The sequence below is a fragment of the Anaerolinea thermophila genome (assembly GCF_020723905.1).
Lineage (GTDB): Bacteria > Chloroflexota > Anaerolineae > Anaerolineales > Anaerolineaceae > Anaerolinea > Anaerolinea thermophila_A.
In genome coordinates, this window is sequence record NZ_DYHZ01000007.1 from 105,946 (window position 1) to 121,586 (window position 15,641).

Sequence of the window (15,641 nt, forward strand, 5' to 3'; positions counted from 1 at the left end):
GGGGCAGACACGCTGTCTCCGGGCGGATCTTTCTACCTGATTATATCACGACTGCAAGGGCTGTTTTATAATTGCTTTCATGCTTGAAGTACGGGAAATCACCAAGCAATATGAAGGCAAACCCCTCCTTCATGGGGTGAGTTTTTCCCTTTCAGAGGGAGAAACCCTGGCGTTGCTGGGACCTTCCGGTAGTGGAAAAAGCACCCTGTTGCGCATCATTGCCGGTCTGGAAGAAGCCGAAGGAGGACAAATCTTCTGGAACGGTGAAGATCTCCGGCATGTTCCGGCGCATCGCCGTGGTTTTGGGTTGATGTTTCAGGACTATGCCCTCTTTCCCCACCTGAATGTCTTTGAGAATGTGGCTTTTGGATTGCGCATGGCGGGGTTGCCGCGTGAAGAAGTCCGGCAACGCGTTGAAGAAGCCCTGAGTCTGGTCAACATGAGTGCGTTTGCAAACAGGCGGGTAACCGATCTCTCGGGTGGAGAACAACAACGGGTGGCATTGGCGCGCGCGCTGGCGCCGCGTCCGCGCCTGCTGATGCTGGATGAGCCTTTAGGGGCTCTGGATCGCACCTTGCGCGAGGAGTTGCTGGAAGACTTGCGTCATCTACTTCATACCACCCGTATCCCTGCCATTTACGTTACCCACGATCAGGAAGAAGCCTTTGCTCTGGCAGACCGGCTGATTTTGCTTCACGAGGGTAAAATTGAGCAGGTGGGTACCCCTCAGGAGGTGTACAGTCACCCGGTTTCTCTGTGGGCGGCGCGTTTCCTGGGACAGGCAAATGTGTTGCCGGGAAGGGTGATTCAGGTGGATCCTCTGGTAGTTGAAACACCGGAAGGGCAGATGGGCGGGGTTCCCGCAGATGGACGTCCATTGAGAGAGGGAGAACCGGTGGTTGTGCTCCTTCAAATGGTGGGGGTCGAACTGGTTGAGCCTCAAAACCCACAAGCGTTGTTCCTCGCTCTGGTGGAAGATGTGACCTTCCGGGGGGACAGTTTTCGGGTGGAACTGATTACCCGGCACAACCGGCGGCTGCTTTTTCACGTCTCTCATGGGGTGCGTGTTGGCGAGACGGTGGGGGTGAAACTTTCCCGACAGGCAATTCGGATATATCGAGAGGATGGAAGTCAATGAAGCGTGTCATCATTCGAAAACTGGAACCGTCCGGTGAGGAAAAATGGCGTTACCCTGCTATCGTCCTGGAAGAAACGGAAGAGACGGTCCTGGTGGAAGCCACTTTTGACCGCCCGTTATGGCGGATAAAAGATATCTATTTGAACCCTGGAGACCGGTTTGTTGAATTGTATTACCGGCAGCGCTGGTACAACATTTTCCAGGTTCATGCAGGCTCAAGCCAGGCTATAAAGGGATGGTACTGTAATGTTTCGTATCCGCCGGAAATGGTGGATGGGGAAATTCGCTATGTCGATCTGGCGCTGGATTTACTGGTGTACCCGGACGGCACACAACAGGTGCTGGATGAGGATGAATTTGAAACGCTGAACCTGCCCGGGGAGGTCAAAGAGCAAGCCCTGAAAGCGCTGGAGGAACTCAAACGGCTGGTGAATCCGCTTCAAGGGTTTCGTATCGAAAAAACAGGGTAGAGGAAACATCTCTACCCTGTACACAGTCTCAATAAAGGGGGATTAAAGCACCGGGAGCAAGAGGGCAGAGATGGCTCCGCTTTCCTCTAACATCCGGTAAAGTCCCCAGCCAATCAAGCCGGTGGCAACGCAGCAACAGCATAACACTACCAGCACAATCAGCACAATGACCCACCACGCCAGCCCTTTTTTGGGTTGCGCAGGCGGCACTGAGGTACCTGCCGGCGCCGCTGCAGGTTCCGGCGGGGCAAAAGGCGTCTCGACGGGTGCAGGTTCTTCCTGGACGGAGGGCGTGTAAGGCTCCGAACTGGCATCGAGCGGCGGTGGGGTGAACAGTTCCGGGGTTTCGGATTCTCCGGATTCTGGTTGAGCCGGGGGTTCTTCCGGTGTCAGGGCATCAAGCGGTTTGGGTTCGTCACTCATAGGGGGACTCCTTTAATGGTCTAGGTCTTGGGTGCAGATGAAGCCGTGCGGATTTTCCGAAGCCACATCCAGAGGATGGTGGTTGTGATCAATATAAGTATACATGCAATCAGTACCGGCACGACCACTGAAAGGATAGAAAGGATGGTGGAGATAATATCTTCGGCGATGCTGACGGGTACGTTCGCTGTTCCACCACTCACCGCTGTGACTGCCGGGCGAAACACCAGCGATTTCGCAGCATGGACTCCACCAGCAACCAGTATTCCGGCACTAATCGCCAAAATGGGATGTATTTCTTTAATCACGCTGGTGGAGGCGGCAAAGACGATAGCGCCAGCGGCAGGTCGAATGAAGGTTTGAAGGATGTCATTCACATGGTTTACGGCAGGAATTTTATCGGCGAAAAATTCGATGATGGACAGCACTACCAGCAGTCCAATGACCCACCAGGAAGTGAGGGCATCCCATGGCTCATTCAGGCGAAGCCACGGGGTAAATTTTGCCAGCAGGGCAACCATGAGTAAGGGGATATATGCGTTCAACCCCGCGCTGGCAGAAAGCCCGAAAGCCGAAAAAATTTCCATCTTCCACCCTCTTATTCAGAAAACAGATATAAAGAGATTATACCCTTTTGTTTTCTGGATGGATGAATGGTGAAGAAGCACGAGAACTAAAAGAAGGGAGGGATTTTCCACTGGGGGGAGAGGTAAGGTTTGATGCTCTGTTTTTCCAGTTCATGAAGGGGTGTGGCAAGTAACTGGCGGGCAACTTCCGAGATCCGCTCTGCTGATTTTCCTCCATTTTGCAACGGGAGAAGTTTCTTGAGGGTATCCAGATCCATATCGCAAATCACCGGCTTTCCCAGGGCAACTGCGGTAAAAATGGCAGAGGTATTTTGAGCGATTAACATATTGCAGTTGGCAATCATGTGGTGGATATTTCCATCGGTGTAAATGGGGGCATCTGGAAAAAACAGACGGATCTCACGTACTGCATTTGCCACATTTTCGTTGGGATGCAACTTAAATAAGACAGGTTTTCCCTGGGCGTGTTCTTTGACTTTCAGTAAAAACTTCAACCGGTTATGGTATCGCATTGTTTCGCGAGTGGCAGATGTGGCAACCAGAATGTAACCATGCCAGGGAAAATCATTGTGGGTATAAGAAATGGCGTTGTCGAAATTTGGGATACCCGTCACAATGATTTTGGCAGGGTTTACCCCTTTCCGAATAAATACTTCGCGATACCCGTTAGAGGCGACACAAAACCGATGGTAGGCATTTGAGAGCCCTGTAGCGGCAGTGTTGGCAATAAAGCGAGGCAACTTCAGCGTCCGCATCAGGTGGTAACGCCATCCCTCTGGTTCAATCATCCCTTCCTGTACAAGAAGGATGCGTTTTCCGCGGAGATTGCGCTGGATGATCAGGTCCGTTCCCGTGATGACAAGATCGTAATTCCGGGATTTCCCCCCAAAATCTACGGGGAGTTTTTGGGATTTGAGGTAATGCTCCGTATCCCGGCGATGACGTCCCCCCAAAATGGTGAAATGAACCAGTCCCAATTTGCTGAGCAATCCCAGAAAACCATCCGCATAAAATGGCGTGTAATACACATTGCAATCGGATAGGTGCTTCCCAATCTGGTGCATGATGGTTGTCTGGTTGAGAGAACCACCGATCAAAAGGACATTGGGTTTCATAGTTCTCCCTGCGCGGTGTAGAGATGTTATTGATTGCTCATGACACGGGATAATCGTTCAAGCCGTAAAGGATCCTGTGGGTGGTGATTGTGCGTGACCCAGCCAAATTTTCTCAAAAAGAAATGGGGAAGATAATCCCGCATGACGTTAATTCCGTTTAATCCGTTTCCTTTGTAAACGCTGGTGGTTTTGGCTTCAAGGGCGTACCGTAATTCCTGGGCTGTGTTTCCTGAAAAAAGAGTTGCGCCTTGACCAATCATTCTTAAAATATGGGCATCACTGTTACCTACCTGAGCCAGAGGCAGGCTCTGAGATTGTTTTTCTACCACAGGGTTTTGTCGGGTATAAACCAGACCTCCATTGAACGACTCGACACCTACCAGAATGCGACGCACGTCAGGATCCTGAAGTGCATTCCAGATGTCCTTGAAGTCCAGGCTTGAAGTTCCCGGCGCAGTAGGATGTGCGGCAATGCAGATTCCACCCTGCTCCCCTACCCGAAGAACGGTTTCTTTCAAGGAGAGGTGGGGCGGGATGGGTTTCTGAATGAAAAGCGCCAGTACATGCCCGTCTCGTGAAGAGACTTCACATCCCGGAATCACTTCCAGTTGATATTTGGGGGCAAGTTCTAAAGCCTCTAACGCACCACGGATGGCATCGTGGTCGGTGATAGCAATGACATTCAGGTTTGTTTTCGTCTTTACATGTTTGAGGACTGCCGGCACAGAACAGGTGCCATCGTAACTGTAAATGGTGTGAATATGCAAATCTGCTAATCCCATACTTTTTATCCTGATTTTAAGGATTTCATTCTTCTATGAATGTACCCGGTTTTGGTTAACCGGTTTTTAATGCCAGGATAAAGATTGGTATGCATTTGATTAAGATCAGCGAAACATTCTTACCAGTGAATGGTTAATGGGTTTGAGGAGGAAGCAGATTGCACTCCAGGCGGATAAGATTTCGGGCAATGCTTTGGACGGCTTTCAAAGGGGATTCCTCGTGAAGCAATTGCAACTCTTTCAGGGAAAATACAGGGCTAAAGGCCACCCTGGGTGTCAGGGAGGGGATTCGTTTAAACTCCATTTGAGTCCAGATTTGCACAACTTCTGCCGCAATTCGGGCTTTGTAGGGATCTTTCTGGAACTTTATCAAAGGGTGAGCCAGGGCTTCTGGGGTGATCAGATTGCTCAACACAGCCACCTGGACTTGAGTGGCGGGTGCTCTGGAGAGAATGACTTCAATGCTGGGTGACCATTCCTGGATGGTTTGTAAGGCTTTTTCGGGTTCACGGGCAGGATCTGGCTCCAAACGTCCTGCGGCAAGCAGGAACAACACCCCTCTGGATTGCAAATGTTGGATGGCCTGGCGAACAACGTTGGCTTTTGCCAGACGGTCCACACGGCTGGAAAAGATCAAATACGTTGAAAAGGCGGATAATGCCCGGAAAAACGGGCGGTCACTTGCCACAATTTTGATATCGTCTCTTGGAATTTTGGAAAGAACGAGTAAAGCATCAAATGTCCCCGGGTGGTTGGCTATGAGGAGAAGTGGACCTTGCAGGGGAATTTGATCTTCGCCTTTAAAAACCGGGGGGCGCGTTAATCGGGGAAGGAAACGTTTTGTTGCCTCGTGTAACCCAACCCGCTGAATTTCGCTATCGAATGCCCGGGCAAGGGAGGAAATTTCCCGAACGGATGGAGTAAGCAAACGGGTGAGCACCGCAGTAAGCCATTTTGAATTTGCAGAGGAGATTGAGGAAGTGATATCTTCCAGTAAGAGACGTTCAAGAGATGGTTCTATGTTTTGAGGGTAGAAAGGGACAGTTTGTTCTGTATTCATATCCTTAACCTGTCACAACGGGTCCTGCTGTTTCTCAGTATAACCATCCAGGTAATCGTTATGGAAAACAACAGGTAAGTGACAGGTTAAGAGGTGTTAATCCTTAATCACAGTTCTATGGAAGCGGAAATCCTTCCCAGGTACCTGTAAGCCAGAACCGTCCGGCATCTACCAGGGTAATTTGAAGAAGAGCGGTCAGGAATCCCAGTAACAGGAATACCCACAGTTCTTTCCACTGGCTGAAGCGGTTTTCATTTTGTGCGAGCAAAATCCACAGTAATGTATATGCCATACTGAGCAAACCCAGTACACTCAAACCGCTCAATACCGAGAGGGGGTATAGCAATAACGGGATTTCGCTTATGATGGAGAGATCGATGAGGAGCGCCAATCCTGTCAGCGTTGCCCATTCCCGGATGTCAGCCAGAGCGGGTTGCGGAAGGCTTTTTTCCCACACGGTTTGATGAAAAACCGCCCCCAGCACGGTCCCAATACCCATTCCCAGCAGAGTGCCGCTGAACAGACGTATCAGATTGTTGGGCGGGTAGAGAGTGGGCAGGACGGGAAGCACGCTGAAAAAGGAATTGGCGCCATCCACAATAAAGAATAAACCAAACAGGGCAAACAGGATCATCATCCAGCGGGGAGGGAACAGAGCCCGTCTCCCTTTGAGAAGGATGAACATCAGGCTCAAACCGCTTCCAAGAAATGTCCCCGAACAGCGCGCGCAGACCGGAGCAGGGCGGTCGTCCAGCCAGAAGGAACGAGCCGGAGCGCGGTGGCATACGGCGTAGCCAATGGCATCCATTTTTCCCAGCAAACCGGGCGGCGTTTTCACCAGCCAGGTCAGCAAAAGGGCGGCGGTGGCGGCAATCAGCGCAATTTTCCAGCGCAGGGATATGGGCATGGGATGGATTATATCAGAGGCTCTTTCTTAACCAGCAAGACTCTTTATTGGCAGGATTTTGGTTTAAGGGGTATGATAAAGCCCAGTTTATCTCTGAGGTTTTCCTATGGATTGGAAAAAGAATCTTAACCGCATTGTTTTACTGGGTATTGTCTGGGTGTTATTGACCGCCTGTGGACAGGCAACTCCTGCACCGGTTTCTTCCACACCGACGCGGGAACCAGTGGCAACTTTTACGCCTTCTCCTCAACCGCCTACCGCCACGCTTGCTCCCAGCAGTACTCCTGAACCCGTTGCAACAGCAACCCTGATTCCGAATTACCCCCCTGAGGGGTACGGTCCCGGTGGTTTCCCTGCCGACGTTAATCCGTTGACCGGGTTGCGAGTGGCAGATCCAAACCTGTTAAACCGGCGTCCGATTGTGATTAAGGTGGAAAATTTACCCCGCGAGCACCGCCCCCAATACGGGTTGAGCCTTGCGGATCTGGTGTTTGAGTACTACACCGAACAGGGGACAACCCGTTTTGCGGCAGTTTTCTACGGGCAGGATGCTGAAAAGGTGGGTCCCATTCGCTCGGGACGCTTTTTTGATGTTCATGTTGTTCAGATGTACCGGGCGGTTTTCATCTTTGGGAGCGCCTACTCGGCGGTTTTCAACCGTTTTGCCAGTTCCGATTTTGCCTCCCGCATGGTGCTGGAAAATCCCCAATCCTGTCCGGCGTTGTGCCGTTTTGAGCCAGAGGGACGCAATTTCTTAATGGCAAATACCCGTGAACTGGGGGCTTACCTGAAGTCCCGCAATGTGGATAACTCCCGTCAGCCTCTGGATGGGATGTACTTCAATCTGCAAGCCCCTGCAGGTGGTGAGGCGGGTGAGCAGGTCTATGTGCGGTATTCTGGCGCTATTTACAACCGCTGGGACTATGATCCCGCTACCGGGCGATACCTGCGCATTGTGGACGCCAAAGATGATGTCAATCGGAATAACCCCCAGTATGTGCAACTGACCGATGCGCTGACCAATCAGCCTGTTGCCGCCGATACCGTAGTGACCCTGTGTGTTCCCCATGAATACTTCTTCAAGTCGACTGAAATTGAAGTTCTGGATATGAAAATGGATGCCTCCGCCGGTTCCTACCGGGGTTGTGACGGGCAGATTTATTCCGGTGGCACAGGGGCGGCGTATGTTGCCAGAGACGGAAAAATCTACAAAGCCCAGTGGAGTCGTCCCAGGCAGGATGCCCCTTTGACCTTACTGGATGAGCAGGGCAATCTCTTCCCTTTCAAACCGGGGCAGACCTGGTTTGAAGTGATTGGCGCCTCTTCCAAAGTGGAGAAAAGCGACAACGGGTACCGTTTCACCTTTGCCATTGCTCCATAAAATTCTGAAGACACAAGAACATCCCCCTGTGAGCGCTTTACAGGGGGATGTTTTTTTCGAGAGATGGAACAAGAGGGGGGGTTACTTTGCCGGGATGTATGTGACCGCAGTGCGCTGGAACTGTTGAACCGGGAGTACATCAATTAACTCGTACTCGCGGGAACCCAACCCCAGTTTTTCGCCGTATTCCACCACTTTGTAAGGGTCTTTGTGGGGACCGTGGAGCCAGCGCAGAGGATGTCCCTCGCGGGTATGGACTTCCATGGAGGTGGGCACGTTTTCCTCGATGAGGGGTGTTTTGGCGGTCATATCCAGCACTGCCTGATCAATGGCGACGATATCGTCCGAGCCAAAAATGCCCGCATCCGGCAGAATGGGCATGCTGGTAAAGCCGAAACAATCGCATACCGGCGTCATGTGGGTGGCAAGGACGAAATGCACAACTTTCCCGGGTTCAAAGGTCGAGAGAGTAATGCTGGTGCTGATAGCGCAGGCTTCCTGGAAACTGTGGAAGTTGACCGGATCAATCTTCAAACTGCCGGGAGGGGCAACATTCAGACAGCGCCCGCACTGATTGCAGCCTTCGAAGTGCAGGTGTAACCCATCCGGGTTGTCACGGTCCTGGACAATAGCGCCAAACGGGCATGACTCAATGATGGCTTTGCGGGTGGCTTCATCGGGGCAGGCTTCGGGGAACCAGTACTGGTCATAGTGCATCACATCATGCATGGCAGACCGTGTTTTCCCGGACATACATCCCAGCGCCAGGTTTTTGAACGCGCCACCGTACCCGCAGGAGGGATGTCCTTTGGCGTGGGCAAAATTGATAAGGAAGGTGGCGTCCTGAATCAAGCCGCCCAGACGCCATTCTTCAATGCTTTTATAAGGTCGGTGGTGGACGTAGTAGTACTTATCCGCCGGTCCGGATACCGGATAAATCGGGCATCCCAGCGTTTCGGATGTATAACCCCGACTGTGAGAGGCATGCACATCCCATTCTACATCGGCAACGATGGGTTCACCGCCGCCATCCTTCACGGCTTGAACCACTTTTCGAATAAAGACCGGATGAACAGTGGAATACCCGATGTTATTACCGGTGTGCATCTTGATGACCACCAGTTCTTTTTTGACCCGATCTCGCAGATGCAGTTCATCAATAATCAGGTCCAGTTTTGCCGGTAACGTTTCACGGGCTTCCAGTTTTGCCTGGCGGGGTGAACCCCAGAATACTTTGCTTGCCATCTTTCACTCCTTTTAAGCAGAGTAGGATGTAGGGAAAAATATTGAAGAAATACTGTTACCGATAACAGGGAATGGTTTTATTATACAGGACTTCTCAAAAAATGAAAGCGTTTTCGGCAGGTAAAATTTAACGCACGGGGTCACCTTTGAACTGAATGGAATTCAATGTCGCTTCGGTAATTGCCAGCACGGCTTGTCCAAATCGTGCCACACCATCTGCAATGGTCTCTCCCATCAGGCTGGTTGTATCGATGATGCGCTTCTGGAAGTCCTGAAATAGAACAAACAGGCTCTGGCGGGTATTTTCAGGAAGAATGGGTGTTGCCAGGAGCAGGAAGAAGATAAATAACACCACGAGAAAGCCTGACAGGATCCACAGAATAGTTCGGTCTTTCATGTTTGCCTCTTAAAAAAATCAGGTGGAGTTTCCTCCACCTGATTGTACATCCAATCAGCACTCACTGTATCCGCAGGAATAACACTTCCGGCATCCTTCTTCATTCACAACGCTTGCCTGCCCGCACTCCGGGCATAAATCGCCGATTTTGAACAGAGGCAGAGGTGCACTTGCCGGGGATTCCATGTGCATCCCGTTGCCGTTTTGCGGGATCTCTTCCCGACCGCCTGGAGAGGCATGGCGTTCCTGCCACATCTCATAATAGTGTTCCAGCGCCTGAGCAATACCATCGGGCAAAGAGCGCACCCGGTTTGGTCCAAACCCCAGCGAACGTCCGCCGCCAATTCCACTCAACTGGTGAATGACCTCGCGCAAGCGGTCAATGGGAGGAATGGGGGATGCCATACGCAGGATGTAACTGATCAGTCTGCCAATGGCTTCGGAGACAGCAGCGGTATCGGATCCGGCTTTGGCAGAGTTCAGGAAGACCTCGAAGGGTTGTCCGCCGCCGTTTTCGTTGACGGTCACAAACGTCTTGCCCAGCGGGGTGTCAATGTTCAGGGTATATCCCGGTAGAATCTGCGGGCGCGGCTTTTTCGTTTCCTGCCAGAGCATTGCCGGTTGAGGTTCGGGGGATTTCTCTGTATCTTCTTTGCTTTCAGCAGTCCCCTGTTTCTTTTCTGCTGTCTTCAGCGTTTCCAGCACGACTTTCTCGCGGGAGCCGGTGACGTAAACGGTAATGCCTTTGCATCCCAGTTCCCATGCCAGCATGTACGCCGTCGCCACATCTTCTTCGGTAGCGCCTTCGGGGAAGTTAATCGTCTTGCTCAGGGAGTTGTCCACAAAGGCTTGCAGGGCTGCCTGCATGCGTACGTGCTCCTCAGCAGTGATATCTGCCGAAACGACAAACACATTGCGGATGGATTCGGGCAAATCGGTAATATGCTGGCAGGTGCCTTCGCGCATGATTTGCTCCAGGATTTCCTGGCGTTTTTCGGCTTCAATGCCCGCTTTGGCAATGGCTTTTTCGAAGGCAGGCGAGGCATAAATCAACCGCAGGTCTTTGCCGTTGTCGTTCACGTGGCGAATGTATGCCAGAGCAAATACCGGTTCGCACCCATAGCCTTCGCATCCTGCTACTGTGGCAATGGTTCCGGTCGGAGCAATGGTGGTCTGCGCAGCGTTGCGAATACCATGCTTGCGAATGCCTTCGGTGATGGCGTTCCAGTCGAGGGGCGGACGTCCATAATCGTGGACGTACGGCACAATGGACTGTGGCGGCGTCCATTTCAAATTTTCCGGGTCGTAGATACTGCCGTGGATTGCCGGGAATGCCCCGCGCTGTTGTGCCAGTTCGATAGAGGTCTGCATGGCATGGTAGCGGATGAATTCCATCACCTGGGCGGCAAATTCCTGCCCTTCCGGCGAGCCGTAGCGGATGCCGCAGTGGTACATTAAATCGGCAAGCCCCATGATGCCTAACCCAATCCGGCGGGCGCGGATGGCGGCTTCACGGAGTTGCGGCACTGCCGGTACATAAGCGTTGGCTTCCACTACATCGTCCAGGAAAATGGTGGAAAGCACCACACTGTGGCGCAGGCCTTCCCAGTCCACGCTTCCGTTGGGACTCAGATGCTGTGCCAGGTTGATTGAACCCAGACAGCAGTTTTCATACGGTCCCAGGAATTGTTCTCCGCAGGGGTTGGTGGCTTCCAGTTGATAAAGGTGAGGCACGGGATTGGAACGATTGGCGGCATCCAGGAAGAGCACGCCCGGCTCGCCGTTGTGATGGGCTTGTTTGACGATTTTCTGGAACAGATCCCGGGCACGCACTTTTCGGTAGGTGCAAATGGGGATACCTTCTTTTTCTGCTTCTTCTATTGTGCCGCGGAAGGTGCGATAGCGCGGATCGGTGACGTCAGGAAAGCGCAGTTCCCATTCCGCATCTTCTTTTACTGCGCGCATGAAGGCATCGGTTATCCCTACCGAGATGTTGAAGTTGGTGATGGCGTTTTCATCCGTCTTGCAGGTGATGAATTCTTCAATGTCTGGATGGTCAACCCTTAAAACACCCATGTTGGCGCCGCGGCGGGTGCCGCCCTGTGCAATCTCACCAAAGGCGTGATCATACACCCGCAGGAAACCCACCGGGCCGGTTGCCTGTCCTGAGGAGGACTTCACCACCGTACCTTTGGGTCGCAGGCGAGAGAACGAGAATCCATTGCCGCCGCCGGTTTGCTGAATCAGCGCCGCATCCCGCAGAGTTTGGAAAATCCCCATCGGATCGCGTCCCATGTCATCCACAATGGGCAGGACGAAGCAGGCGGCTAACTGCCCCAGGGGAGTGCCGGCGCCGGTGAAGGTTGGGGAGTTGGGAAAGAATTTTTTAGAGGTTAAAAGGATATAGAATTCCCGCGCGCGAGACATGACATCAGGGTTGCCAAAGGCTACTTCAACTCTGGCAATGTTATAAGCCACCCGCCAGAACATTTCATCCACGCTTTCAGCAGGGGAGCCGTCGTCATTGCGGCGGACATAACGGCGAATCAGCACCTGGCGGGCGTTTTCCGTCAGGTCAATTCCTGGCAGGTCTTCCGGTAATGGGGGGATTGGAAACAATCCCGAACGGGTTTGGGTGGAATTACTGGGGTTTGACATTGTTACTCTCCTCATTCAATAAACGGTCTATTTCATTCCGAATGGCATGTAAATCGCCTAATTGAAGATACACAATGGCATAGCGAATGTAGGCAATGTGATCCAATCCACGCAGTCCTTCGATGACCATATCGCCAATGACGCGGGAATTGACTTCGGCTTTACCCATCCGCTGCAGGGTGGTCTCAATCTCCCCCACCAGGCGCTCAATTGCCGAAGCCGGCACAGGGCGCTTTGCGCAGGCAATGCGGATGCCGCGCAGAAGTTTCTCACGGTCAAATTCTTCCCGGGTGCCGTCTTTTTTGATGATCAGAGGCGTTGCCAGCAGGGGTCTCTCCAGCGTGGTAAAACGCTGATGACAGCCCAGACATTCCCGCCTCCGTCGGACAATTCCCCGGTTATCATGAGTGGTGTCCAAAACCTTTGTGTCCTCATTCTGGCAGTATGGACATCGCATAAGTGCTAGCCTCCCTCTTTGAATCAGTTGCGCATCGCCATATATGGTGGTTTTGAAAAATAAATCCCTGTATATACGGGCAAGTAGATTGTAGCATGAGCGAATTTCTGGTACAAGTGTTCCAGTCTTAAAATTACTTCCTAGAAAAAATGTAATGTTTGTGCAATGTACTGCCTGCATACCGATTTCAAAGCCGCCTTCGGGAGATGGGCGAAAAACATGTATGGAAAAGGGATGCAGAAACGCCCTTTTCATCCAGATGTAGGGGAAAGAATTCATGGGAAATACTTCACAATCATTGTTAACAAAACCTTAAGAAATCCTGTCTCTTTGAAAACCTTTTCATCCAGATCAGCGGTTGTTTCTTAAAAAAAGAGGGGCTGTCTGGCTTTCTAAAGCAGACAGCCCCTGCGATTTTTGGGAACAGCATGCCGTTAAATGGGAAAAGTGGGCACGGCACAATGCCCATTCTTCCCGACCACTCTCGCGAGGAAGATGTGGTGGATCAAGACCAACCTGTGCTTAATCCTTTGCCTGAGATCAGGAAAGGATTACCGCTTGCGGTTTCTCAGGAACGCCGGGATGTCAAAATCATCGGTGTTGACAACACGGCTAAAGTCATGTTCCATAGATGCAGGCGTTTGCGTTGCGGTTGGTCTTTCAGATGTGGATGGCGCTGGCGCCGGAGTGCTGGCAGGGCGGGGACGCGGCGCCTGGCTGTTTTCCACCCGCATCGGTCGTTCTGCCGCCGGGCGAACCCCGCTGCGATCAAAACCCGTGGCGATGACCGTAATGCGGATTTCATCGCCAATCTTGGGATCAATCACAGCACCAAAGATGAGGTTGACATCCGGATGCGCGGTTTCTTTGATGATCGCCGCCGCCTGATTGACCTCGAACAGCGTCAGGTCTGGACCGCCGGTGACGTTGAAGAGGATGCCGCGAGCGCCATCAATGGTAATGTCGAGCAACTGGCTGGAGATTGCCATCTCAGCCGCGATGCGGGCGCGATCTTCTCCGCTGGCGTGGCCGACTGCCATCAATGCAGCTCCGCCTTCGGACATGATGGCGCGCACATCGGCAAAGTCGAGGTTGATCAGGCCGGGTACGGTGATCAGTTCGGAAATGCCCTGAATACCCTGCCGCAGGACGTCATCAGCAAGGCGGAAGGCATCCTGCAAACTGGCGCGTTTATCCACCATCTGGAGCAGGCGATCGTTGGGGATGACGATCAGGGTGTCGGCGTGTTCTTTCAGGTTGCCAATGCCTTCCTCGGCAGATTTGGCGCGCCGGGCTCCTTCAAAAGTGAAGGGGCGGGTGACGACGCCAATGGTGAGAGCTCCCACTTCTTTGGCGATCTGCGCGATGATGGGGGCTGCACCCGTGCCGGTGCCGCCGCCCATGCCCGCCGTGACAAAGACCATATCTGCGCCTTTCAAGGCGGAATACAGTTCCTCGGCGGATTCTTCAGCGGCTTTGCGTCCCATCTCCGGGTTGCCGCCCGCGCCCAATCCGCGGGTGACCTTATCGCCAATGCGGATGCGGATGTCGGCTTTGGAGAGCATCAGTGCCTGACCGTCTGTGTTGACGGCGACAAACTCGATACCCTGCAAGCCTTCTTCGATCATGCGGTTGACGGCATTACATCCACCGCCACCGACGCCCACCACTTTGATGCGGGCAAAGGATTCAGACAAAGGTTGGTTCATGTCCATCGTGTGCCTCCTCATTATTGGACTCGAATCTTGATAAGTGTCTCGATCCCCCATTGGGGTAATCTGCTACGGTAACAAACGCTTAAGGAAGGATTTAAGCCAGTCTCCAAATTCGGATGATCCTCCTTTCCTTCGGGAGCGTTTCCCGGTTGCCGCCGGGGTTTCGCTCATCATCATTGCCCAGTTGAGCAGTCCTACACTGGTTGAGTAAGCGGGCGAATTGAGTTGATCGGTCAACCCCAGCAGATTTTCGGGTTTGGCAATCCGCACAGGCAGTCCCATCACCTGGCTTGCCAGGGTGCGAATGCCAGGCAGAAGACTGCTTCCGCCGGTCAAAACCACTCCGGCGGGTAAAAGCCCATCGTATCCGGAGCGTTTGATCTCTTGCAAAATCAGATCGAAAATTTCCTCCACGCGGGCTTCGATGATCATTGCCAGATCGCGGCGGCTGATTTCCACCGGACGCTCTTCCCCGAAGATGCGTGTTGAGAACGTCTCATTTTCAGGGATTTCACTCTGCACGGCATGTCCGTACAGTTTCTTGATCTCCTCGGCTTGTGAGAGCGGCAGGCGCAGACCGTGGGCAATATCGGAGGTGATATGGTTGCCACCAATCCCCAGCACCATGGTGTGCCAGATATCTCCGTCAATGTAAATTGCCATGTCGGTGGTTCCCCCGCCGATATCGCAGACCACCACGCCCATCTGGCGTTCGGTATCCGAGAGCACCACCTCTGCCGACGCCAGCGGGTTTAAGACGAATTGGACCACTTCCACGCCCGAAGCCTGCACACACTGCCGCAGGTTTTCTACGGTTGACGCCGCCGCGGTGATGATGTGGGCTTCCACTTCCAGGCGGTAACCGTGCATTCCGATCGGCATGCGGATACCATCCTGCCCATCCACCACAAATCCGCGCTGGATGACGTGAATAATTTCACGGTTATGCGGTATGGCGACTGCCTGCGCTGCATCCAGTGCCCGGAAGACATCGTCCTGATCGATCACCCGTCCGGCAATTCCGACCACACCACGGCTGTTGACAGATGAGACATGAGATCCTGCCAGACTTACCAGTGCAGAGGTAATCTCCATGCCCGAGGTGCGCTCGGCTTTCTCAATGGACCGGGCGATTGCCTGCGAAGCGGCTTGCAGATCTACGATGGTGCCTTTGCGAATCCCCTGAGAAGGTTCGATGCCAACTCCCAGAATTCGCAAACTGTTTCCACCCTCTACGCGGGCAACCAGGGTACAGACTTTCGTCGTCCCAATATCAATTCCCACCACAATCGGTTCATCCGCCATT

General features: G+C 52.8%; 15 protein-coding genes. 3 read left to right on the forward strand and 12 right to left on the reverse strand.

Features of this window, described 5'->3' with window-relative positions; genetic code table 11:
• Window positions 1–79 precede the first annotated feature (79 nt).
• A complete protein-coding gene (locus LHF31_RS11560) occupies window positions 80–1,138 on the forward strand; it encodes an ABC transporter ATP-binding protein (RefSeq protein ID WP_298006253.1) in 1,059 nt (352 codons plus the stop codon).
• Window positions 1,135–1,608, forward strand: coding sequence for a DUF402 domain-containing protein (locus LHF31_RS11565; protein ID WP_298006256.1), 474 nt, complete (start codon window positions 1,135–1,137; stop codon window positions 1,606–1,608). Before LHF31_RS11560 ends, LHF31_RS11565 begins: the two co-directional genes overlap by 4 nt.
• A 42-nt stretch (window positions 1,609–1,650) precedes the next feature.
• Here the strand turns inward: LHF31_RS11565 and LHF31_RS11570 are convergent, their stop codons facing one another.
• The 6 genes from LHF31_RS11570 to LHF31_RS11595 form a co-directional block, all read right to left on the reverse strand.
• The gene (locus LHF31_RS11570) at window positions 1,651–2,031 is read right to left on the reverse strand and encodes a hypothetical protein (RefSeq protein ID WP_298006259.1); all 381 of its coding nucleotides are present in this window, start codon (window positions 2,029–2,031) and stop codon (window positions 1,651–1,653) included.
• 20 nt (window positions 2,032–2,051) lie between these two features.
• On the reverse strand, window positions 2,052–2,618 hold the full coding sequence (locus LHF31_RS11575) for a DUF4126 domain-containing protein (RefSeq protein ID WP_298006262.1): 567 nt from the start codon (window positions 2,616–2,618) through the stop codon (window positions 2,052–2,054).
• Window positions 2,619–2,704: 86 nt separating this feature from the next.
• Window positions 2,705–3,733 (reverse strand): hypothetical protein, encoded by a 1,029-nt coding sequence (locus LHF31_RS11580; RefSeq protein WP_298006265.1) that lies wholly within the window; start codon window positions 3,731–3,733, stop codon window positions 2,705–2,707.
• A 26-nt stretch (window positions 3,734–3,759) separates the two neighbouring features.
• Window positions 3,760–4,515: a PHP domain-containing protein gene (locus LHF31_RS11585; RefSeq protein ID WP_298006269.1), complete on the reverse strand. Its 756-nt coding sequence runs from the start codon at window positions 4,513–4,515 to the stop codon at window positions 3,760–3,762.
• Between the two features lie 133 nt (window positions 4,516–4,648).
• A complete protein-coding gene (locus tag LHF31_RS11590) occupies window positions 4,649–5,575 on the reverse strand; it encodes a 1-acyl-sn-glycerol-3-phosphate acyltransferase (protein WP_298006272.1) in 927 nt (308 codons plus the stop codon).
• A 115-nt stretch (window positions 5,576–5,690) separates the two neighbouring features.
• Window positions 5,691–6,482 (reverse strand): DUF2085 domain-containing protein, encoded by a 792-nt coding sequence (locus LHF31_RS11595; protein WP_298006275.1) that lies wholly within the window; start codon window positions 6,480–6,482, stop codon window positions 5,691–5,693.
• A 106-nt stretch (window positions 6,483–6,588) separates the two neighbouring features.
• Here LHF31_RS11595 and LHF31_RS11600 point away from each other — a divergent pair, with 106 nt between their 5' ends.
• Window positions 6,589–7,863 carry a DUF3048 domain-containing protein gene (locus LHF31_RS11600; protein WP_298006277.1) on the forward strand — a complete coding sequence of 425 codons (1,275 nt, stop codon included), beginning with the start codon at window positions 6,589–6,591 and terminating at the stop codon, window positions 7,861–7,863.
• An 81-nt stretch (window positions 7,864–7,944) separates the two neighbouring features.
• On the opposite strand, the gene LHF31_RS11605 is transcribed toward LHF31_RS11600, so the two are convergent.
• From LHF31_RS11605 to ftsA, 6 genes are all read right to left on the reverse strand, one after another.
• Window positions 7,945–9,108: a DUF362 domain-containing protein gene (locus LHF31_RS11605; protein WP_298006280.1), complete on the reverse strand. Its 1,164-nt coding sequence runs from the start codon at window positions 9,106–9,108 to the stop codon at window positions 7,945–7,947.
• Window positions 9,109–9,235: 127 nt separating this feature from the next.
• Entirely contained in the window at window positions 9,236–9,505 is a 270-nt protein-coding gene (locus LHF31_RS11610; RefSeq protein WP_298006282.1) for a hypothetical protein, read from the reverse strand.
• Between the two features lie 54 nt (window positions 9,506–9,559).
• Entirely contained in the window at window positions 9,560–12,163 is a 2,604-nt protein-coding gene (locus LHF31_RS11615; protein ID WP_303774244.1) for an adenosylcobalamin-dependent ribonucleoside-diphosphate reductase, read from the reverse strand.
• Window positions 12,147–12,620: a transcriptional regulator NrdR gene (gene nrdR / locus LHF31_RS11620; protein ID WP_298006288.1), complete on the reverse strand. Its 474-nt coding sequence runs from the start codon at window positions 12,618–12,620 to the stop codon at window positions 12,147–12,149. The genes LHF31_RS11615 and nrdR overlap by 17 nt, the downstream gene beginning before the upstream one ends.
• 551 nt (window positions 12,621–13,171) lie before the next feature.
• Window positions 13,172–14,335: a cell division protein FtsZ gene (ftsZ, locus tag LHF31_RS11625; RefSeq protein WP_298006291.1), complete on the reverse strand. Its 1,164-nt coding sequence runs from the start codon at window positions 14,333–14,335 to the stop codon at window positions 13,172–13,174.
• Between the two features lie 66 nt (window positions 14,336–14,401).
• Window positions 14,402–15,640 carry a cell division protein FtsA gene (ftsA, locus tag LHF31_RS11630; protein ID WP_298006295.1) on the reverse strand — a complete coding sequence of 413 codons (1,239 nt, stop codon included), beginning with the start codon at window positions 15,638–15,640 and terminating at the stop codon, window positions 14,402–14,404.
• Between the last annotated feature and the right edge of the window lies 1 nt (window position 15,641).

Bases quoted from the DNA above. Each gene is read 5' to 3' on its own strand.
- LHF31_RS11560 (WP_298006253.1), top strand. From the start codon at position 80: ATGCTTGAAGTACGGGAAATCACCAAGCAATATGAAGGCAAACCCCTC.
- LHF31_RS11565 (WP_298006256.1), top strand. From the start codon at position 1,135: ATGAAGCGTGTCATCATTCGAAAACTGGAACCGTCCGGTGAGGAAAAA.
- LHF31_RS11570 (WP_298006259.1), bottom strand. From the start codon at position 2,031: ATGAGTGACGAACCCAAACCGCTTGATGCCCTGACACCGGAAGAACCC.
- LHF31_RS11575 (WP_298006262.1), bottom strand. From the start codon at position 2,618: ATGGAAATTTTTTCGGCTTTCGGGCTTTCTGCCAGCGCGGGGTTGAAC.
- LHF31_RS11580 (WP_298006265.1), bottom strand. From the start codon at position 3,733: ATGAAACCCAATGTCCTTTTGATCGGTGGTTCTCTCAACCAGACAACC.
- LHF31_RS11585 (WP_298006269.1), bottom strand. From the start codon at position 4,515: ATGGGATTAGCAGATTTGCATATTCACACCATTTACAGTTACGATGGC.
- LHF31_RS11590 (WP_298006272.1), bottom strand. From the start codon at position 5,575: ATGAATACAGAACAAACTGTCCCTTTCTACCCTCAAAACATAGAACCA.
- LHF31_RS11595 (WP_298006275.1), bottom strand. From the start codon at position 6,482: ATGCCCATATCCCTGCGCTGGAAAATTGCGCTGATTGCCGCCACCGCC.
- LHF31_RS11600 (WP_298006277.1), top strand. From the start codon at position 6,589: ATGGATTGGAAAAAGAATCTTAACCGCATTGTTTTACTGGGTATTGTC.
- LHF31_RS11605 (WP_298006280.1), bottom strand. From the start codon at position 9,108: ATGGCAAGCAAAGTATTCTGGGGTTCACCCCGCCAGGCAAAACTGGAA.
- LHF31_RS11610 (WP_298006282.1), bottom strand. From the start codon at position 9,505: ATGAAAGACCGAACTATTCTGTGGATCCTGTCAGGCTTTCTCGTGGTG.
- LHF31_RS11615 (WP_303774244.1), bottom strand. From the start codon at position 12,163: ATGTCAAACCCCAGTAATTCCACCCAAACCCGTTCGGGATTGTTTCCA.
- nrdR (WP_298006288.1), bottom strand. From the start codon at position 12,620: ATGCGATGTCCATACTGCCAGAATGAGGACACAAAGGTTTTGGACACC.
- ftsZ (WP_298006291.1), bottom strand. From the start codon at position 14,335: ATGGACATGAACCAACCTTTGTCTGAATCCTTTGCCCGCATCAAAGTG.
- ftsA (WP_298006295.1), bottom strand. From the start codon at position 15,640: ATGGCGGATGAACCGATTGTGGTGGGAATTGATATTGGGACGACGAAA.